This window comes from Sphingobium sp. TomTYG74 (assembly GCF_055393875.1).
In genome coordinates, this window is the sequence record NZ_AP027342.1 from 491,429 (window position 1) to 511,812 (window position 20,384).

General features: G+C 60.4%; 16 protein-coding genes and 1 pseudogene. 8 read left to right on the plus strand and 9 right to left on the minus strand.

Features of this window, described 5'->3' with window-relative positions; translation table 11 throughout:
* Positions 1-140: 140 nt before the first annotated feature.
* Positions 141-2,492 (minus strand): TonB-dependent receptor, encoded by a 2,352-nt coding sequence (locus ACZ5TB_RS15305; RefSeq protein ID WP_464793248.1) that lies wholly within the window; start codon positions 2,490-2,492, stop codon positions 141-143.
* 375 nt (positions 2,493-2,867) lie between these two features.
* Here ACZ5TB_RS15305 and ACZ5TB_RS15310 point away from each other — a divergent pair, with 375 nt between their 5' ends.
* A complete protein-coding gene (locus ACZ5TB_RS15310; protein ID WP_464793249.1) occupies positions 2,868-3,479 on the plus strand; it encodes a TetR/AcrR family transcriptional regulator in 612 nt (203 codons plus the stop codon).
* Between the two features lie 54 nt (positions 3,480-3,533).
* Here ACZ5TB_RS15310 and ACZ5TB_RS15315 read toward each other — a convergent pair whose 3' ends face one another.
* Positions 3,534-4,187, minus strand: coding sequence for a TetR/AcrR family transcriptional regulator (locus tag ACZ5TB_RS15315; RefSeq protein ID WP_464780226.1), 654 nt, complete (start codon positions 4,185-4,187; stop codon positions 3,534-3,536).
* A 42-nt stretch (positions 4,188-4,229) separates the two neighbouring features.
* On the minus strand, positions 4,230-5,951 hold the full coding sequence (locus ACZ5TB_RS15320) for an FAD-binding protein (protein ID WP_464793250.1): 1,722 nt from the start codon (positions 5,949-5,951) through the stop codon (positions 4,230-4,232).
* A gap of 127 nt (positions 5,952-6,078) precedes the next feature.
* Between ACZ5TB_RS15320 and ACZ5TB_RS15325 the strand changes: the two genes are divergently transcribed.
* The 3 genes from ACZ5TB_RS15325 (at position 6,079) to ACZ5TB_RS15335 (ending at position 12,788) form a co-directional block, all read left to right on the plus strand.
* Entirely contained in the window at positions 6,079-7,536 is a 1,458-nt protein-coding gene (locus ACZ5TB_RS15325; RefSeq protein ID WP_464793251.1) for an NAD-dependent epimerase/dehydratase family protein, read from the plus strand.
* Positions 7,537-7,639: 103 nt separating this feature from the next.
* Positions 7,640-11,017 (plus strand): glycosyl hydrolase, encoded by a 3,378-nt coding sequence (locus ACZ5TB_RS15330; protein WP_464793252.1) that lies wholly within the window; start codon positions 7,640-7,642, stop codon positions 11,015-11,017.
* Between the two features lie 256 nt (positions 11,018-11,273).
* Positions 11,274-12,788, plus strand: coding sequence for a GH39 family glycosyl hydrolase (locus tag ACZ5TB_RS15335; protein ID WP_464793253.1), 1,515 nt, complete (start codon positions 11,274-11,276; stop codon positions 12,786-12,788).
* Positions 12,789-12,985: 197 nt separating this feature from the next.
* Here ACZ5TB_RS15335 and ACZ5TB_RS15340 read toward each other — a convergent pair whose 3' ends face one another.
* A complete protein-coding gene (locus ACZ5TB_RS15340; RefSeq protein ID WP_464780221.1) occupies positions 12,986-13,447 on the minus strand; it encodes a YaiI/YqxD family protein in 462 nt (153 codons plus the stop codon).
* Positions 13,448-13,686: 239 nt separating this feature from the next.
* Here ACZ5TB_RS15340 and yaaA point away from each other — a divergent pair, with 239 nt between their 5' ends.
* Positions 13,687-14,439 (plus strand): peroxide stress protein YaaA, encoded by a 753-nt coding sequence (yaaA, locus tag ACZ5TB_RS15345; RefSeq protein ID WP_464793254.1) that lies wholly within the window; start codon positions 13,687-13,689, stop codon positions 14,437-14,439.
* A gap of 390 nt (positions 14,440-14,829) precedes the next feature.
* Here yaaA and ACZ5TB_RS15350 read toward each other — a convergent pair whose 3' ends face one another.
* Together ACZ5TB_RS15350 and ACZ5TB_RS15355 are read right to left on the minus strand one after the other, a co-directional pair.
* Positions 14,830-15,021, minus strand: coding sequence for a hypothetical protein (locus ACZ5TB_RS15350; RefSeq protein ID WP_464792572.1), 192 nt, complete (start codon positions 15,019-15,021; stop codon positions 14,830-14,832).
* Positions 15,022-15,146: 125 nt separating this feature from the next.
* Positions 15,147-15,518: a DUF6481 family protein gene (locus ACZ5TB_RS15355; protein WP_464792573.1), complete on the minus strand. Its 372-nt coding sequence runs from the start codon at positions 15,516-15,518 to the stop codon at positions 15,147-15,149.
* 227 nt (positions 15,519-15,745) lie between these two features.
* Here ACZ5TB_RS15355 and ACZ5TB_RS15360 point away from each other — a divergent pair, with 227 nt between their 5' ends.
* Positions 15,746-15,985, plus strand: a complete 240-nt coding sequence (locus ACZ5TB_RS15360) for a hypothetical protein (protein ID WP_464792574.1) — start codon at positions 15,746-15,748, stop codon at positions 15,983-15,985.
* Here the strand turns inward: ACZ5TB_RS15360 and ACZ5TB_RS15365 are convergent.
* The 3 genes from ACZ5TB_RS15365 to ACZ5TB_RS15375 form a co-directional block, all read right to left on the minus strand.
* Positions 15,973-16,866 carry an amidohydrolase family protein gene (locus ACZ5TB_RS15365; RefSeq protein ID WP_464792575.1) on the minus strand — a complete coding sequence of 298 codons (894 nt, stop codon included), beginning with the start codon at positions 16,864-16,866 and terminating at the stop codon, positions 15,973-15,975. The two genes, ACZ5TB_RS15360 and ACZ5TB_RS15365, sit on opposite strands and share 13 nt — an antisense overlap.
* Positions 16,863-18,032 carry an alpha-hydroxy acid oxidase gene (locus ACZ5TB_RS15370; protein ID WP_464793263.1) on the minus strand — a complete coding sequence of 390 codons (1,170 nt, stop codon included), beginning with the start codon at positions 18,030-18,032 and terminating at the stop codon, positions 16,863-16,865. Before ACZ5TB_RS15370 ends, ACZ5TB_RS15365 begins: the two co-directional genes overlap by 4 nt.
* A 165-nt stretch (positions 18,033-18,197) precedes the next feature.
* On the minus strand, positions 18,198-19,145 hold the full coding sequence (locus ACZ5TB_RS15375; RefSeq protein WP_464792576.1) for a LysR substrate-binding domain-containing protein: 948 nt from the start codon (positions 19,143-19,145) through the stop codon (positions 18,198-18,200).
* 89 nt (positions 19,146-19,234) lie between these two features.
* Here ACZ5TB_RS15375 and ACZ5TB_RS15380 point away from each other — a divergent pair.
* A pseudogene (locus ACZ5TB_RS15380) lies at positions 19,235-19,785 on the plus strand (hypothetical protein).
* A complete protein-coding gene (locus ACZ5TB_RS15385) occupies positions 19,773-20,363 on the plus strand; it encodes a thiamine pyrophosphate-dependent enzyme (RefSeq protein WP_464792577.1) in 591 nt (196 codons plus the stop codon). Before ACZ5TB_RS15380 ends, ACZ5TB_RS15385 begins: the two are co-directional and overlap by 13 nt.
* Positions 20,364-20,384 lie beyond the last annotated feature (21 nt).

Below are 20,384 nucleotides of genomic sequence, written 5' to 3' on the forward strand. Positions count from 1 at the left end.
TGCTCTCGCCATCTCAGGCGAGCCAAAATCCTATCAGTCTTTTACAATACCGCCAGGCATTAAGTAAACAGGTCAGTTGCGTTTATTTCAACTGTGCAAGTTGGCCCGCCAGCCGGAATAAGGCTGGCGGGCCTAGTCAATCAGAAGCGGATCGACCCCGACAGGCCGAATTCGCGTGGATTGGTAAGGACAGCGGTGCGATAACCCGAGTCATAGGTGATCGACGGATCGTTGCTGGCCGTTGTGATCGCGTTGGTGATTGAAACGTTTGTCAGCTTGTTCTGGTTCAGCAAGTTACGGACAAAGGCCGAAACTTCCCACTTATTCTCTTCGCCGCGCAAACCGACAAACAAGTTGATCAATTCCCGATGCGGATAACGGAACTGTTGCCGCTCGGAAAATACGCTCGGACGATAGCTGATCAAGCCACGGATGAATGGCTGTATCGGGCCGGAACCGAAGCGGATTTCGCTGTTAGCGGTAAGGCTGAAGTCCGGGACATCTGCCAGGCGCGAATTACGCTCACAGAAGCTGACATTGTTCAGGCCCCCGAACGCCGCATTGGGGACAACAATATTCCGGCCCGTTGCGGGATCGACTATGTTGCACGGCAGAAGAGCATTCTGAAAACGCGCCTTGACGTAGGACGCGCTGACCGAGAAGTCCCAATTGTCCGTCGGCCTGCCCGCCAGGGTGGCTTCAATGCCCTTCACCTTGGCCTTGCCATTGTAGTTATAGTCGGCATTTGTATCGACCGAGCCGTTTGGTGGCCCTGCGAAGAAGCCAGGGAAGACTTGGGTCCCCTGATCCGTGGCGATCCCGGTGAAGCGGGAAATGAAATTGTCGAACTTCTGGTAGAAGGCCGACACGTCGAGCGAAAGCCGCCGGTCGAGGAAAGCGGACTTGAAGCCGACTTCGAAGGAGTCAGATCGTTCAGGCTTGCTGATCACAAGGTCGGTGCTGACATTTTGCGGAGTGCCAACGCCCGCCGTCGCGCCGCGATAAGACCGACCATAAGCGCCATACACGGTGAGATCAGGGCTGAACTCATAAGTGATCGTGGCCGATCCAGTGAAAGGATGCGCTTTTGAGTCGAAATCGACAATGGGGAAGGTTCCGGTCCCCGGGATAGTGATCGTGGCGAATTGCTTGCTCTTGAGGCGGGTATAACGGCCCGCCGCCTCGATCGTCAGATTGTCGGTCGGCTTCAGACGGACGCTGCCCGCCACCGCCATGGTTTCACCGCTGACAGGTATTTGGATGAAGCCCTGAACAGGCTGAATGAAGACGGGGAACGGCACACCGGGAGCACCAACGATGTAGTCAAGTGGGTTGCTGACGGTCACATTGCCGGTCTGCTTGGTATAATAGGCGCCGATCGTCCAGTTGAAGAAGCCGTCATTATTCGACAGTAGCCGAAGTTCAGCCGTATCCACATTATAGGGCGTCCGCGTAATCTGCGTCGGTGTGTAGTTGTGGATTGCGTTTCCGCCGTCAGTCTCGCCGGTCTGCGTCAGCTTCGATTCCTGATGACCGGCAACAAGCGCCACCGTAACCGGTCCAAGATCGTAATTTGCGTCGAGAGTGAGCAAATGGCTGTTGTTAACGAAGCGGCTGAGACCCTCGGCGACAGCCAGCCGATCGCCCAGCGCGATAGGCGGATTGCCGATCGCGGCATTACCCGAACCGAAAACCTGCGGGTAGACGCGGTTATCCGCGTTCAGATATTGGTACATCAGATTGATGTCGAAGCCTTCGGCGGGCTGCAACGCCAATGACAGGCGCCCGCTCATAGTGCGGCTGCGCGTCCAATCGTCACGATTGATGTTGCGGACCTGGGCGCCGCGATTGCCATCGACCAGCATCGATGCACGGAGCGCGACCTTGTCCTGCACCAGTGGCAGCGAAACGCCGCCCTGCACATTGAAACCAGCGTCCTCCGTGACCGTAGCCTGTCCATAGCCCTCAATGGCATTAAGGTTTGGCCGACGGGTGCGGATGGTGATGGCGCCAGATGGGGCCGTACGACCACGCAGACCGCCCTGCGGACCACGAAGTACCTCAATCTGGTCGATGTCATAGATGGCTGTGAACGCGGTCTGTGCGTCCACGGGAACTTCGTTGAAATAGAGATCTACTGACGGGCCGGTGCCTTGATCAGGATCGAAGGAGACGCCGCGCAGTGTCGCAGTATTGCTGCGGCCATTGTCGTTCCTCAGCTCGAGGCCGGGCGCGAGTTGCTGCACATCCTTGACGTCAAAGATTTTGAGGCGCTCAATCTGCTCGCCAGTCGCAACATTGATGCTCATTGGAACATCCTGCAGCGCCTGCGCCCGGCGGGTAGCAGTCACTACGATTTCCGTGTCGGAGAGGTTTGCGCCGTTAGCCACATTTTGCGCATTTTCTTGCGCCCCCGCCCCTCCCGAGAAAGCGCCATAAGCTGCGCCGGTCATCAGCCACAGCAGCTTTTTCTTTGGTAACATCCCTTTCATACTTCCTCCCTCATTTTAAACTTTGATCGAATGGTAGCGCTATCATTGCAGGCCAAATCATCCGTGCTTCGACCCATTTGGCCTAGTTCAAACACCCTCACTTTGCAGAGTAGCGTCATTCACTTGAACTGAATCGGTCAAGAAGTAAACACATAAGGATCATTTTTTCGCTGCTCGCCTCGCCCCTGCGGTCAGCGACCAGATTGATTGCAATTTCCTCTGCCGGGCCGCTAAAGCGGGATTAGGGGTATGCCGCCATAATAGCCGGTGGTTGACCCTAACCCTGCGTTTCCAAGATGCAAAAAGGAGCAGCGGGTAAGCTGATGAGGACCGTTGATTTTGGAAGCGTCGAAAAGGGTGAACCGAAAGGGCAAGATGGGAAGACCCACTTTGGAAGAAGCGGGCTTGAAAGAGAACGTTATTCTGGAAACGGCGACAAAGCTATTTCTTACCCATGGTTACGACGCAACTTCAATGGTTGCAGTGGCGATGGGCGCAGGAGTGTCAAAGAGAACGCTCTACTCCCGATACGCGACGAAGGAGGCCCTCATGAATGGGGTTATCGAAGATCGCGTGAGGCAATGGGCTGCCGCTGCCGGTGAGAATGACGTGAATCTGCCTGACGATTTCAAACTGAGGATGATCAGGCATGCGCAAACCTTCGCCCACGCCTTGGGCGGGACAGAGGTGCGAACGTTTGACCGATTGATTCAAGCGACCTCTTCGCGTTTCCCTCAATTTGCCAAAGCCTTTCACGATCTTGGCTATCGGTACGAACTGGAGTTCCTGGCGGCGGAAATCCGCAAGGGATCTGCAGGAACCTCAAGGCCGGTCCAGGACCCAGAGCGCGTTGCGCAACAGCTGCTCAGCATGATCATCGGGTGGCGCCGCACCCAAGACCTCGTTCGCGAGCTTGAAAAAGGGGAAGTAGAGGCATTCGCCAAAGATGCGGTTGAGGTAATCTTTGGAGGCCAAGCCGCCTGGTGATCCGAAGGTCGGCCGCTGCATGCGCTCACATGAGAGCACGCTTGCTGGAAACTCCTACCAGGTTTCGCGCGACTGCATCAGCATATCTACGACGGATTGGCCCTGAACTTCGATCTCGGACGCTGCTACTTCCCGGACCAGATCATGCTGCACGAACCAGCCATATACTCCGTTGATGATCAATTGGGCCACCAATTCAGGGCGCTTAACTTGAACGCGGTCCCGCTGAGCCGAATTTTGTATGTCCTGGGATAATAGCCGCACGGCATTTTGATAGCCGAGCTCGTGCATCATCATCCCCAATTCCGGGAACCGATGCCGGTTGGACAAAGTCAGCGAATGGAAGGCGCGGAATAGCGGATCTACAAGGACGGCTGCCATGTCCGCGACACGAGATAGCAGGATGGTGCGAATATCAGCATGATCGAGCAAGTCGTTTGGGCGGGGGCGCGCATACCAGAGCTCAACGGTATTTTGGACTACAGCCCGAAATAGCGCCGCCTTAGTCGCGTAGCGGCTATAGAGGGTAGTGCGGCTAACCCCGGTCTCGGCGGCGACAGCCTCCATGGCGACGCCGTCGAACCCCTCGGCCAGAAACATCCCCCGTGCCGTTGAGAGGATCGCTTGTTCGATCCGTGCGACATCCTCGGCTGTGGGACGCCCGCGCTTGATCGCGAGCTTATCTGGGCTGGGCTTCGGATGGGCCATGCTATCGCCTTTGATGCACAGCTGCGTCCATGACAATAGGTGTCAAGCGACCTGAGCCATGGACCGTGCCGCGCGCCGCCCGGAAAAAACACAGTCTGCGACTGACAGGCCACTAACGTAGATGTTTGAGCAGACCCCAACGGCAGTTCGTCCCGCAGCGTATAAGCCAGCAATCGCGGCGCCATGCTGGTCGAGCACCGCGCCGCTAGATTCGTCGACCTTCAGCCCGCCCAGCGTCAGCACGGGCAAGAAGCTGAGCTTTGCATCGATGGACATGTTGATCGCGTGGAAAGGCCCTTTGCGAACCGGCACAATATCCTCGTTCGCTTTGCCGAACGGGTCGCGATCACCGCTGCCCGCCAGCCGGTTATAGTCTGCAATGGATTGTTCCAGCCCCACAGGGTCGATGCCGCACTTGCGAGCAAGAGCCTTGACGCTCGCGGCCTTTTTCGACCCCAGCAACATGGCAGCAAGCGCCGGATAGCCCTGGAAAGGTAATATGGCCTTACTGCGACACTGCGCCTTAGCCTTGCGGAACTGCTCGTCGTCCAGCACAATCCAGCACACGCCCTGATGATCCTCAACCATCGGCATGCCAATTGATGCGCCATAGAGCATCTCGTTGACATATCGCTGACCCTTGCGGTTCACCACCATGCCTTGTGCCCACGCCATGGGGGGATTGATGAAACGCCACGCGCTGGCATGGTGCAGACGCGACACAGAGCCCCCTGCACTCTGCCCCAGCCTTATGCCGCTGCCATCGTCGCCCGGCGTGCCGAGCGGCATTCCTTTCAGATATTTGGGCGCATAATGGGCGACCATCGCCCGATTGAAGATGAAGCCGCCCGCCGACAGGCACACGCCCCTGCGAGCGCGTACCAGCCGTTTGATACCGATGCTTTGTTCCAGATCCCTGGCCTTGGCGAAGAGGCCAGCGGCGTGGCGCGCCAGCAGCCCGGCAAAAGGCATCGACGGAGGAAGACGCAGCACCAGTGCAGTCGCGCGCCGCATCAAGGCGGCGTGGCGCTGTCCCTCCTTTGTGTGAGCTGGGATCTGAATTGCGCAGGCCCCGACGACACGGCCGGACCGATCAACGACGAGTTGGCGCACCTTGGCGGAGGTGAGGCATTCGACGCCCGATCGATCGGCCGACGCACGCAGCGGGTCATAGAGGCCCTTCCCGTAGCCCATCGGCGCATCGAGCTTATCGACCAGCGCCCGATGCCCACGTGCCGCCGGTCTCGCCACGGCCTTATAATTGGGCGCGAGGCTGTTGTCCGAATGGTAGAGCGTATAATCGGTGTGCGGGTAGCTGGTCTTCTTGGCGTAGAGCCGCCCTTCGAAGCGCACGCCGTGCCTGGCGAGCCAGCGTGCCGTTTCCGCACTCGTGTCGCAGAGGCGTTGCAATGTATCGTCGCTAACCACTCCTTGGGTTTCTAGCTGGAGATAGCGGAACATATCTTCCGCCGAATCTTCCACACCCGCTTCCTGCTGCGCGGGAGTGCCGCCGCCTCCGTAAAAGATGCCGCCGTTGATGCGAGTCGCGCCGCCGCCGTCGGTGCGGTCGATGGCGAGTACGGTAAGACCTTGCTCCCTCGCCTCCAGCGCTGCTGACACACCCGCCCCGCCATAACCGACAATGACGACATCCGCAGCGAAATCCCATTCGATCGAGCCAACATCATCGACGACAAGCGGAGCTTCGACCTCGCTATGCCAGTGGGGGTCCCCCGGCCGTGGTTCGGTTTGAAAATCGCTCATCCTGGCATTCCCTTCCGGGCAAAAGAATCGTCCCGCAGCCCTTAAATGGACATCAATGTACATTTCAATTGGCAAATGCGTTTTCGGGCTTTAACGACGCGAAGATCATCGGATCGAAGGACAGAACATGCCGAAAAACGGGAAGCTGGTGCTGGTGACCGGCGCGACCGGCAATATGGGCCGCGCGGTAGTGGACGCGCTGTTGCAGCAGTCAGACATCAGGCTTCGTGTGCTGGTCCGTCCGGAGGAAAGAAAACACCCGGTCATTCGCCGCCTGCGCAAACGTCAGGGCATCGACTATGCCTGGGGCGATCTCACGGACGCCGCCTCGATCAATCAGGCGGTCGCAGGCGCCGACATCGTGTTGCACATGGGCGCACTCGTCTCGCCGCTAGCCGACGAACTGCCGCCAGCGATCGTTGAGAAAGTGAATGTCGGCGGCACCCGCAACGTCGTAGAGGCAATCAAGGCGCAGCCGAATGCCGATGACATCCGCCTGGTGTACATCGGCACCGTGGCACAGACCGGCAGCCGCAATCCGCCAATCCACTGGGGGCGCACCGGAGACCCGATCTGCACCGGATTCAACGGCCATTATGCCGGCACCAAGGCCCAGGGCGAAGCGATCGTCGCGGAATCCGGCCTCAAGCATTGGGTGTCGATCCGGCAGACGGGCATGGCACATTATGACATGTGGAAGACGCAAGGTCCGATCATGTTCCACAACCCGCCTAACGGGGTGATGGAGTGGTCAACAGTCGAGGATTCGGCCAGACTGATGGCGGCGTTGTGCGGCGACGATGTTCCGGAGCATTTCTGGCGCCATTTCTACAATATAGGCGGCGGTGCGTCCGCGCGGCTCGTCAACCATGAATTGATGGTCAAGATGATGGCCGCGATGGGGGTCAGGGACTTTCGCCGTCTGCTCGACCCCAAATGGCTGGCCACCCGAAACTTCCACGGCCAATGGTATCTGGATTCCGACCGGCTGCACGAACTCGTACCGTACCGCCACACCACGATCGAAGACTTCTTCGCGGAGCTTCCGCGCCGCATCCCGTGGATAGTGCGTACCATCATGCGCCTCTTCCCTGGCCTCGCGCGCAAGCAGATCCAGAAGACGGCGGAAGGCGCTGGCGGTCCGGTCCATTGGCTGCGTACCAACGACGTCGAACATATCAATGCCTATTTCGGCTCTCGCGAAGAATGGGAACAAATCCCCGCGAGCTGGGATGACTTCCTGTTCGCACAGCCCTCACGCGATCCCGCACCGCTCAACCATGGCTATGATGACAGCAAGCCGAAGAATGAATGGTCCATCGAAGATCTGAGGTCGGCAGCGGCCTATCGTGGTGGCAAGTGCCATGCCGACGAGCTTTGCGACCCGTACTCCCCGGCGCACTTTGAATGCAGCGTCGGCCACAGCTTCCATATGTCACCAAATCTTTACCTGGCTGGGGGGCATTGGTGCCCCATTTGCCAGAGAGACATTGAATCCTATAACGATATTGCGGTGGCGAACGCCTTCTTCGCTCAGGTGTGGCCTGGGCCGTCCGCCATTCCATACGCTCCAAGTCCCAATTGATCGCGAGGTATTTTGCTTGACTGGTCAGCTTCAATGCGCCGATTTCACGCGCATGATTTGTCAGACAAAGCCACGTGCACGAGTCCTCCAGTCGCTTCCGCCAGTGCTGCTCGCGCTGTTCGCGCCGTTGATGGCGATTGGCGCGCCCACGGCGGCTGCGCAGGATGACAAGTTGCTGGAGGCGTTCCGGTCACCGCCTCTCGCCGCCAAGCCCCGGGTGTGGTGGCATTGGAACAACGGACAGATCAGCGCCGCCGGGATCGCAGCTGACCTCGACTGGATGCAGCGGATCGGCCTGGGCGGATACCAGGCGTTCGACGTCGATCTTGGCGCGCCTCGCGTGGTGGAAAACCCGTTGCCCTACATGAGCGAAGGCTGGAAGGAGGCTTTCAAGCAGGCCGTCGACCAGAGCCTGGTCAAGGGCTTCGACATCGGCGTCGCGGGATCGCCGGGCTGGAGCGAGACCGGCGCGCCCTGGGTCAAGCCCGAACAGGCCATGAAGAAATATGTGTGGAGCGAGACAAAGCTGACGGGTGGTCAGCCGTTCACCGGCAAGCTTGCAAGCCCGCCTTCTTCAGCTGGGCTGTTCCAGAATAATCGCGCTGGTTTTGGCGGCAGCTCAGGCTTTTACCGCGACGCCAGGGTAATCGCCTTCCGCACGCCACGAAGCGTCATCCTGCCAACGCCTGTTATCAGCGCAAGTGGTGGCAGCTTCACAGCGGAGAAGCTGACGGACGGCGACGTTGTGTCTGCCAGCGAGCTGGCCCCCGTCTCTCCGGGCGGCGAAGCATGGTTGCAGTTCGACTATGGCCGCCCTGTTACGGTTCGGGCGGTCACCGTCGCGACGGGCAGCTACGCTCATTTTGGTGGCCGGGGTGGCGCTGGTCTTGGACCTGACGCTCGGCTGGAAGCGAGCAGCGACGGCCGCAGCTGGCGGCAGGTCGGCGGCCTGGAAACTGCGGGGCCGCAACGCACTACGGCAGTCCAGGCGGCCACGGCGCGCTGGTTCAGGGTCATCGTGCCAGCGGGTAAGGAACCCGCAGGCAAGTCCAGCGGCCTCAATCTTGGGACATCCACGGCAGGCAAGCTGCTGGTTTCCGAATTGGTGCTGCACGGCGCCCCGATGGTCAATGCCTGGGAAAGCAAAGCGGGCTTCGTCCTCTCCCGCGACTATTACGCCTTGGCTACTCCGTCCGCCGCCGGCGCCGTGCGAGCAGGAGATGTGGTTGACCTTACGACACGGCTGCGGCCTGACGGGTCGCTCGACTGGACCCCGCCCAAGGGGAACTGGACGGTTTTGCGGCTGGGCTATTCACTGACCGGTCAGACCAACGCGCCTGCACAGGCGTCGGGCCGCGGGCTGGAGGTGGACAAGCTCAGCAAGGCGGACGTCACCAGCTATATCACGCAATATCTGGATCGCTATCGCGAGGCGAGTGGCGGCAAGCTGGGCAAAGGCGGCGTCACCAACATGGTGTTCGACAGCTGGGAAGCCGGGGAAGCGAACTGGACCCCTGCGATCCTCGACCAGTTCAAGCGCCTGCGCGGCTATGACGCAACGCCGTTCCTGCCCGTGCTGGCCGGATATATGGTCGATAGTTCCGAAGTGAGCGACCGGTTCCTGTGGGATTTCCGCCGCACCCTGCAGGACCTGCTGAAGACGGAACATTATGACACGCTGACTGCCGAGCTGCACAAGGCGGGGATGATCCGTTACGGCGAATCCCATGAAGGTCCACCCGCCGCCATGGGCGACGGCATGGAGATGAAGGCGTCGGCCGACGTTCCGATGGCGGCGATGTGGGTCAAGGAAAAGCCGGGCGTTTTCCAGCCGTCGGCCTTTGCCGACATTCGGGAGTCGGCTTCGGTCGCCCATATCTGGGGCCAGAATATCGTCGCTGCGGAATCCCTGACCGTACACGGCTCGCCCTGGTCTGTCTTTCCGCGACGTCTGAAGCCCGATGCCGACCTGATGATGCTGGCGGGGGTGAACAGGTTCATCCTGCATAGTTCGGTGCATCAGCCGCTGCTCGACAAGGCGCCGGGTCTCGTGCTCGGGCCGTTCGGTCATTGGTTCAATCGCAACGACACCTGGGCCGAGCAGGCGGGACCGTGGGTCTCCTACCTCGCCCGCGCCTCCCACCTGCTGCAACAGGGCCAGGCCGTGAACGACGTCGCGGTCTTTTATGGCGAGGGCACGTCCATCACTGGCCTGTTCGGCGAGACGCCCCCCGCCGTGCCCAACGGTCTGCAATATGACTATGTCAACGCGGACGCGATCAAGACCCGTCTCACCGTCAAGGACGGACGATTGGCGACGTCCAACGGCATGTCCTGGCGGCTTCTTTACATGAGCGGCCAAACGAAGTGGCTGACCTTGCCCACGCTGGAACGGCTGCGCAACTTGGTGCGCGATGGTGCGGTGCTGGTGGGAGAGCGGCCCCTCGGGTCGCCCAGCCTGAGCGACGATCAGAAGAAGGTCGCCGCAGTGATCGCCGAACTGTGGCCCGAAAATGGCGGGGTGCGCAAGGTCGGCGCGGGCAGAGTCTATCCGACAACCGCGCTGGATGCCGCCATTGCCGCAGAACAGATACGCCCGGACTTCGAACTGGTGCAAGCGCCTGTCGATGCGGAGGTTCGCTTCCTTCATCGACGGTTGCCTGATGCCGACCTCTATTTCGTATCCAATCGCCAGGATCGGGCGCAAACGGTGCAGGCGGCTTTCCGCGTCACGGGCAAGGATGTCCAGATACTGGATCCGGTGACCGGCCTTTCGCGGCCAGCGAGCTATCGGGTTGATGGCGGGCGCACCATCGTCGATATTCCGTTCGATCCGTTCGGGTCTGTCTTCGTGCTGTTCCGGGGAGAGGGCGCGGCAAGTCGGCAGCTGCCAGCAGCGGCCGTGCAGCAGCTCGCCGATCTGTCGGACAACTGGACCGTCGCTTTCCCGCCAGACAAGGGGGCACCTGCGAAGCTGCGGCTCGACCGGCTTCGCGACCTCAGCACAGACGCCGATGCGGGCGTGCGCTATTTTTCGGGAACGGCGAACTACACCCGCACCGTACGGGTCCCCAAGGCGTGGCTGGAGGATGGCGGCCGGTTGCAGCTTGACCTTGGCAGGGTCGAAGTGATCGCCGAGGTGCTGGTCAACGGTCGATCCGCCGGGATCGCCTGGACCGCGCCGTACAAGCTGGACGTCACCGGCCTGCTGAAGCCCGGCCCCAACAAGATCGAGGTAAAAAGCAGCAACCTATGGGTCAACCGCGTGGTCGGTGACCGGCAACCGGGGGTGACCGAACGGATCAGCTTCACCCATGAGGACGCCGCCAGCCTTGGCTTCAAGCAGCCGCGCAGCGTGTTCGACACGATCGGCCCGGGCGGCAAGCCGTTCGGCGGCACGCCCTACACTGCCGACACGCCACTACCGTCATCCGGCCTCATCGGACCGGTGGGCCTGTTGCGCGAAGTGCAGGGCGACTGAGCGGTTTGGCACGAGCGGCCAGAATGCTCGCCCGACCAATGCACCTGCCCGCGAACCCGGCTATAACGGCCGGGTCGCGGAGGCCGGTCAGTCGAAGCAGCGCGTACTCGTCGCGCGCGTGCCGATTTCCTCTACCACTCCAAAGCGGAACGCGAGCATAGCCGCGAACAGCGCTAAAAGTATACGACCGAGTTGCATTATTCTCGCCGCTTGGATAGGTGTCCCCTTATAGCAGCGTATACGGAGAGGGATGGTAATGAGTAGTGGCGAGTGGACGCGTCGCGAATTCGCAGTGGCCGGGGGAGCGCTCACTCTCGCTGCCGTGGCCTCCCCGGTTGCAGCGCAGGCAAAGGCGAGGACAGACATCGTCGAGATAAACCTGCGGAAGGAGACTGGCGCGCTGGATCATATCTGGTCCCGCTGCATGGGCTCAGACCGCGCCGCGATTACCTTGCGCGAACCATGGCGCAAGGATCTGGAGCGTTTCAAGAATGAAGCGGGGCTAGAGCGCATACGTTTCCACGGCATATTCAACGATGAACTTGGCGTTGGCGCGGGTGGCAATTTTCAAAATGTGAACGCAGTCTACGACGGACTTCTGGACAGAGGCATTCAGCCATTCGTGGAACTGAGCTTCATGCCGCGCGGACTGGCGAGCGGAACCAAGGAATTCGGCTTTTATCATGCCAATGTGACGCCGCCTACCTCATTTGAAAAATGGGGGGAACTCGTCGAGAAGTTCGTCCGTCATCTTGTGCAGCGCTACGGCAGAGACGAGGTGCGGCAATGGTATTTCGAGGTGTGGAACGAGCCTAACCTCAAGTCCTGGTTCTGGACTGGCACGCAGGAAGAATATTTCGCGCTTTACGCTGCGGGAGCGAAGGCGGTGAAGGCAGTTGATCCTGCGATAAGGACCGGTGGCCCGGCGACATCCGCCGTGCAATGGATCCCGCAGTTCCTGAACTTTTGCGAAAAGAACAACGCTCCCGTGGATTTCGTATCCACCCATATCTATCCGGGCGATGATCAGGCTGCCATCTTCGGTGCCGCCGATAAATATAAGCAGTATGATGTGGTGCCGGCGGGCATAGCTCTGGCCCGCCGTCAGATCGACGCCACTCGGTACAGAGGAGCGGAGTTGTGGCTGAATGAATGGAGCGCCGATAGTCCGGCGATGATCGCGCACGCCATCACGAACAGCCTGCCTCATTGTCATGCCATGTGTCAGTGGCAGATCAGCAGTGAATATGAGGAGAATATGGTCGCCAACTGGGTCTTTAAGGAAGGCCAGAATGGCTGGGGAATGTTAGCGCGCGGCAGCGTCGCAAAGCCGGAGTTCAATACCTACAAGCTGCTGCACCGGCTGGGTCATCGCAGGTTGGCTGCTGAGGGGCCGGTATTGGCGTCGCGCAAGGCAGACGGGCACTTTGCAGCGCTGGTCTGGAACCTTGCAGATGTGCAGCAGGCCCCCGGTATTCCGGGCGCAAGCAAGGAACGGAAAGTGATCGGTGAGCGTAAGACACTGACAGTCTCGATAAAGGGCGCTAATCTTGGGGACCGTGTGCAATTGAGCTATGTCGACCAGCAGCGCGGATCTCCTTACCCGGCTTGGCGGGCACTCGGATCGCCGCAATATCCGACCCGGAACCAATTGGAGACGATCCGCAAGGCTGCGGAGATCGCCGAGTCCGAAACAAGAACCCTCGACAGCCGCAGCCAGTTGACGGTTGATCTTCCGGCTGAAGGCGTAGTGTTGATCGAGTCCGTGTAAGATATATGCGGCAAAGTTGACGCAATCTCTCATTTTCATATGAGTAGACTTGCCGAATATTTCGCTCTGCTTTGCCGCCTGAATATCAAGACACTGTGGGAGGGGTAATTCTGGGAACAGGCGCAGGGTAAATAGATGTTTCCAACGAGCTTCCTATCGAAGTTTTTGTCGTTTCCGGTATCTTTGAAGGTTGCACACTACATTTTTCGTCGGAGCCTTACTATCGTCTCATCCAGTACGGACAAAAAGCGCGATCGGTCCGCCTTTCCGAACGGTGCTGGACCCCCGAGGGCATCGCCGGCCATGCCCGCCCGCAGGTCAGCCATGATGGCTCGTGTCGCGACGGCACTGCCAATGGATGCAGGGGTAAAAGGCTTCCCATTCGGGGCGATCACAGCCCCGCTTCCAGCCTTGAGGCACCGGTCGGCCAACAATATGTCGGCAGTGATAACGATGGAGCCTGCGTCCACATGTTCCACGATCCAGTCATCCGCTGCATCAAATCCGTCACTCACCACTACCCGCGAGACGAGTGGATGCACCGGCACCCGGATGGGGCTGTTGGAAACAACGATGGCGGGTACATCATACCGCCACGCAACCTTGTAGATCTCGTCCTTTACGGGGCAAGCATCGGCATCGATTAGGATTTGAGGCATGCGCCCGCTGTAACGGGCTTCGTTCGAACCTTGAAGAGCCTTCTGCAAGGCGCGTTTGACATGGCCAGTTTCGCGCGATGATCAGCGTGGCTCGGAAATCTGCGCGTCACGGCTGATCGGGTGACCGTGGGCAAGCCTGCTCCGGGGAAATTTGTATCGCCCGTTGAAGTTGGGGTCGCGCTTAAAGTCTGAAGATCGACGGTTTGACGACCGGGGCTGCCGCAGCTACCGCCCCAGGCATGATTGCCCTGCTTTCTCCCGCCAAGACGCTCGACTTTGAGCGCGCCTTGCCGCCACTCGCCGTCACTACCCCGCATTTTGCCGAGGAGGCGCGCGGTCTCGCCAAGTCGGCGGCGAACCTGTCGCAAAAGCGTCTGGCGGAGCTGATGCATATCTCGCCGCGCCTCGCAAAACTCAATGCAGACCGTTTCCGCGATTTCGCTGACCTGCCCGAGAGGCAGGCGCTGTATGCTTTTGCCGGCGACGTCTACACCGGTTTCGAGGTCGATACGCTGGACGAAGCCGGCGTCGCCTTTGCACAAAATCATGTGCGGATGCTATCGGGGCTTTATGGGCTGCTCCGGCCTCTCGACGCGATCCGCCCCTATCGTCTGGAAATGGGCACCCGCTGGGCGCCCCGGCACAAGAAGCTGACAGACTGGTGGGGCGATCGCATTGCCACGCTGATGCGGGCGCAGGTTGCCGAGGAGGGATCGGACACCGTGCTCAATCTCGCAAGCCAGGAATATTTCGCGGCTGTCGAAGGCAAGCTGGAAGGCTTGCGGGTGATCAACATAGATTTTCGCGATCCTGGTCCCAATGGTCCGCGCTTCGTGAGCTTCAACGCGAAGAAGGCGCGGGGCATGATGGCGCGCTGGATGTGCGAACATCACATCACCGACGTTGAGGCCATGCGCGGCTTTGACAGCGACGGATACCGGTTCGATCCGGAAGAGAGCGAGAACGATCGCTGGCGCTTCACACGATCATGAGCGGGGCGGCCGAGCGCCTGCCGTTGTTGTTGGTACGGTCAGTATCCCGTTAAGTTAGGAATGAACGGTCTGCGTAGGCAGGGAAATCCCCCGCCAGTGCGCGGCGACTTTGCGCCAGTTTCAAGAGGCAAAGGCGGAAAAGCTGTCGTGCCGGAGTCGCGAACGAAAACTCGACGCTGAACGACCGCAAAGGGTCGCACTCAGCGAGCTACGCTTTGGCGAGCGCGTCCGTTACTGATTCGAGGCCGCCACGAACGACGATGTAGTGTCCTCTTTCAAAGTTGATGGCGCTGGCTTGATCAGTGCCTTTGTACCGCCGAACGAAGCTAACACGGTCTGCATTGATGACAAGAACGTCACCATCGGGGGTCTCAAATTTGACGTACCCGTTCATCGAGTTTTCGCTTCCGGGCCGGACGGAGCAGATTCACTGCTTTTCTTAGCTTTATGCTTTGCGAGCAGTCCGTCCAGTTCCGCTATACGAATGCGCTCCGGAGTATCCTTCGCAAGGCCCTTCAGCCTGCATTCGGCCCATAGGCTTCGGCGCTCCGATTCCAATGCTTTCAGATACAAATCGGCCATATTCTCTCCGAAATTCCGGGGCACGCACAGCGTTAATAGGCTGTGCTGAGCAGCTCATTCGAGACGATGTGAGTCCGGCTTGCCCATATATGCAGGACGCCTGCTGGCACCGGCGCGGGCATCACTTATCTATTTCGAGCTTTGCGCGCAGCGTAGCGCGCATCGCGCGCGGCCTTCATTTCAGCGGCGCTGGGGGGCGTCAGCCTGGCCGCTTTGAGTGCTGCCGCAGCCTCTGCAGCGGCTTGCTTTTCAGCTTCTGCCGCCAGTTCCGCCGCTTTGCGTTCCGCCTTTTGAACCTTGGCTAAAGCAGCAGCCTCAGCCTTGGCAGCTCGCTCGATTGCAATTGCTTGATCCTTGGCTTCGCGCGCTCGGCGTCGCTCCGCCATAATTGCCTCATCGACGGGCGGCTTGGCTCTCAACGCATCCAGGGCCTTCTGTTTGGCCGATCCTGCTGCGGCGATACGATCTTGGAACGAGGGAGCTTTATAAGAAGGCAATGCTTATCCTTGAATTCGATATAAATCGCGCACCGGGCGCTAAAAAATGCGGCATGAAGCGTCGCAGCGGGTGCCATTAGCAAAAAACCTTCCCGATCTCAACATCGCCAGATTGCTGGCGCTTCATGACCACCGCCTTCTATTGCTTCGGGCTCGCGAATGGCGATAAAACGCACGTTTCCGTTCTTTTTAAGGTCGGCTAAGCATGTCTTCGTGAGAGGTGAGACATGATGCGGGGAAGTCCGTTCACATTGAAGTTGGCGCTGATGATTTGCGCCAACCATGTTTCCTCTGCCATTGCACAAAATGCCAGCGTCTTCCCCGAACGCCCGCACATCCTTCACAATCGCAAGACCGGAAAATTTGTCTGTTGGATCAAGGTGCGGGGCCTTGGCCCTGAATATCGGATCGTGCTGACGGCGGATAAGATCACCGAGCCTTTTGTCGCAACCTTTCAGAAGTTGTAGAAACGTGCCGGATTGTCCACCAGGATGCGGTCGCGCACCGTTTCGTCCGGCACCCACTCGGCGAGCAGATCGAGCAGTCCTGATACCGTGGGCATCGGCCGCCATTGCGCGACGTGGGGCCAGTCCGATCCCCAGACGCAGCGATCGGGGGCGGCGGCGACCAGCGCCTGGGCGAAGGGGATGGAATCGCGATAGTCCGGCTGTTCCGACATGCGGAATGCGTCCGAAATCTTGACCCATCCGCCGTCGGCGACGAGTTGGACCAGCATCTGGAAACCCGGATGATCGATGCCCGCTGTGTAAGGGATGTGCCCCATATGATCGATGATCCAGGGGCAGCGAAGACGGGCGATGCGCGGGGCGAGTTCCACCAGCTCACGGCCGTCGAGCAGGAGCTGGAGATGCCAGCCCATCTCACAGGCCAGCGCATCGAACCGCTCCAGATCCTTGAAGCCTATTCCTCCGCCGTAGAGCCCCCCACCATCGCGGATGAAGTCGTTGAGGCGAAGGCCGCGCACTCCCGCCTCATGCGCCTCGGCATAGGCTCGGCCGGGTAGATCGGCAGGCATGACGGCAACGCCGCGCAGCCGCTCACGATGCGCCGACAGGGTCTCACAGAGCAGTCGATTGTCCGTTCCGTGCACACTGACCTGAATGAGTACGCCCTTGGCAAAGCCGACGGCATCCAGCATCGCCAGATAGGCCTCCGCGCTCGCAGGCGGCGGGGTGTAGGACCGTTCCGCGGCAAATGGATATTCGGGCGGTTGACCGATCACATGGCAATGCGTGTCGATCGCGCCTGCGGGCATCAGGAAGCGGGTCGGCGGACCCTGCCCGGCAGGCGGACCGGGGCAAGCGCGGGGCTGGTCGGTCTCTGTCATATGATTGCTCCGTCCGTACGGTGGAGATAGTCCGGCCCAAGCTCATCGAGCGAGTTGGTGCCGAGGAGTGCCATGTTCCGGTCGATCTCCGCACGCAGCAGGCCGATGGCGTGACGTACCCCCGCTTCCCCATGGACCGCCGCTGCATAGAGGAAGGGACGCCCAATCAGTACCATGCGCGCGCCCAGCGCGATCGCCTTCAATATGTCGCTGCCGCGCCGGAAGCCGCTGTCGATCAGGACGGGCATGTCACCTGCGGCGGCGACGGCGGCGGGCAAGGCGTCGAGCGTGCCGATCGCGCCATCGAGCTGCCGACCGCCATGGTTCGACAGGATGATGGCGTCCGCGCCAACCTCCCGCGCCAGCCTGGCATCTTCGGCATGAAGCAACCCCTTGATGATCAGATTGCCGTGCCAGCGGTCGCGAATATATCTGATGCCATCCCAGGTCAGCCTGTCGCGCTGCCCGAAGCTGCGCTCGGCATTGCGGGCGATCACGGGCGCGCCGCGCGTAGCGCTGGAATTTTCAAAGGCGGGCATGCCGTGGCGGATCAGTGTCGGCGCGAATGTGCCGAGCAGCCAGCGAGGATGCAGCAGGCCATCCATCGCCAGTCGAAGAGAAGGCTTGAGGGGCGTGGAGAAACGTTCGCGGATCAAATTCTCGCGATTGCCCAGCACCGGCACATCGACGGAAATGACGAGCGTTCCGAAACCTGACGCCGCAACCCGGTCGACCACACCATCGATCCAGTCGCGATCAGCGGGAAGATAGGCCTGGAACCAGCAAGAGGGCGAGACGGCGCGCACCTCCTCCAGCCGGATGAGCGACGTCGCGCTGAGCAGCATCGGCACATTTTCGGCATGGGCGGCACATGCGAGAGCAACGTCTCCGCGCATCGCGATCAGGGCGGATAGACCCATGGGTGCTATGCCGAACGGGGAAGTCCAGGTTTGGCCGAATAAGGAGACCTGCTGGGTCCGGCCCGCCATGTCCCGCAATGCCCGGGGAACGAAGGTGACACGGCGCATCGCCTCCCGATTGGCCGCGACGGTCAGATTATCCTCGCATGCGCCAGCGACATAGCCGAACAGCGGGCGCGGCAAGTGCGCACGCGCAAGCGCTTCATAATCATTGAGGGACAGAACGCGCGCCACCTTCCGCTTCATCCGGGCCGATGGCTCGGCTTCCCGCCTATCCAACGCTGTCCTCCCCACTATTTTTACAACCCGGCATCGCGGCAGAATAGGCCGTACGCCGTGTTGATAGTCATAGAACAGCTAACGGGACCTATGCCAGATCGCTATGCCCGCACCGCGCCGGGGCTTGAAAAATCAATATTGGAGCTGCGCTTTCCAGACGCCGCTATCCACCAGATGCTTGATCTCTTCGCGCACCAGCCGAACGATGATACGCGTGGATCGGGTCAGTTGCTCCTCGCGCGGCATCCCGAGCACCAGCTGGCGAACAACGGGCGGATGACCGATCGGCGCATAGCGCAGGATGCCTGCATCAACCTCCCGGCTCATGGAGGACAGTGGCAATATTGTATAGCCAAGCCCGAACTCCACCAACTCCTTCAGGACCAGGAAGGAGTCCGCTTCAAATCGGACGTTGAGCGGCACCCCAGCCTTGCGCGCCGCCGCCTCCACGATCAGCCGAAGCCCGTGCGACTGGCTGGGCAATACGATGGGCAGCTTGACGACATCCTGGATCGGAACTTGAACGGCGGGGTCCAGATCGGAGGAAGACGGGCCTACGAGCACCAATTCCTCGTACAGCATTTCCGCGACATTCATCTGGAAATCGGAAGCCGGGCCGTACAGAAGCGCCGCATCGATCTCGCCTCGTTGCAGCCAGTCGATGAGATGCCCTGCATAGCCCTCGACGATCCGCAGCGATATATTGGGCGCCTGCTCCGCGACACGGCGGGCAAGGCGACCGGCCAGAATATAGCTGACCGTAGGCGGAACCCCGAGGGCAATCTGGCCGCCCCCCTCCGCAGAGCGGTTTCGTATGTCGTCAAAAGCCTGCCGGACTTGTCGTACTGGCCCTGCGATATGCTGGCGTAATTCCTCACCAGCCGGGGTGAGCTGCATGCCCCGACGATGGCGGTAAAATAGGGGCGTGCCAGCCTCTTCCTCCAGGATGCGCATTTGGCGGCTAAGAGCGGGCTGGGCAATCCGCATCCTGTCAGCCGCCCGGCTGAGCGAGCCGAGTTCGGCGATTTTCAGGAAATGTTCAAGCCGCCGGAAATCCACCTGCACGCACCTTTCTATCATGCCTAACCGACATAGCTGGACGCGTAGATTGTTCCTATTGGTTTAGCAAATGCCGCAATAGGCTTTGCGAAATCCACTTTGAGGACCGCATGTCAACCATTAGCGAGACGGAAACAGGGGCGCACGCCGACTCCCCCTGGGCACCGATAATCTTTGACGCCTTGCAGCAGGCAAATATCCGGCAGGTCAGCTATGTTCCGGACGCAGCCCATGCGCGCCTGATCCGCATGTGCAGCGCCGCCGAGAACATGAAGAGCGTTGTTCTTACTACCGAGGAAGAGGGCATCGCGCTTTGCACCGGCGCATGGCTGGGCGGGGAGCGCAGCGCTCTCCTCATGCAATCGAGCGGCGTTGGCAACTGCATCAACATGCTCTCACTGCTGGCGAGCTGCCGCATTCCGTTCCTGACCATCGTCACCATGCGCGGCGAGTTTCAGGAATTCAACCCGTGGCAGGTTTCGATGGGCCGGGCGACGCCGGCCGCGCTTGAGATCATGGGCGTCACCACCATACGCATCGACCGGCTGGAAGACCTCGCCCCCATGATGGCCTCCGCCGCCACCATGGCGTTTGAAAGCGATCAGCCGATCGCCATCCTGTTGTCGCAAGCATGCTGGGAGCCAAGAAATGGCTGAAGTGAACCGTCTCCACCGCCGCCCGGCCGTGGCGGACCTGCTCGCCGATCGCAAGGACATGCTGATCGTCACGGGCCTCGGCTCGCCAACCTATGATGTCTTCGCGGCGGGCGATCATCCCGGCAACTTCTACCTCTGGGGTGCCATGGGCGGCGCGGCACTGACCGGGCTAGGCTTGGCTCTGGCGCAGCCGGATCGGCCCGTGACAGTCGTCACTGGAGATGGCGAGCAGCTGATGGGCATTGGCGGCCTCGCCACCATCGGCGTGCAGCAGCCGAAGAACCTGTCGATCGTCGTGCTGGACAACGGCCATTATGGCGAGACGGGCGGCCAGATGAGCCATGCGGGAGCAGGCATCAACCTGGCCGAACTGGCGCGCGTTTGCGGCTTCACCGAATGTTTCGAGGTCACGGACGAGGCTGGCATTGCTCGGGCACGCGAAGCGATCGGCACCATCGGCGAAGGACCGCGCCTCATCGTCATCCGCATTGTCCATGAAGAAACGCCGCGTGCCCTGCCCGCGCGCGACGGTGTATGGCTGAAAGCGCGCATGCGCGAACATCTGGGCTTTGGGCCGAACTGAAGCAGCGGCCCACGTAGGCTT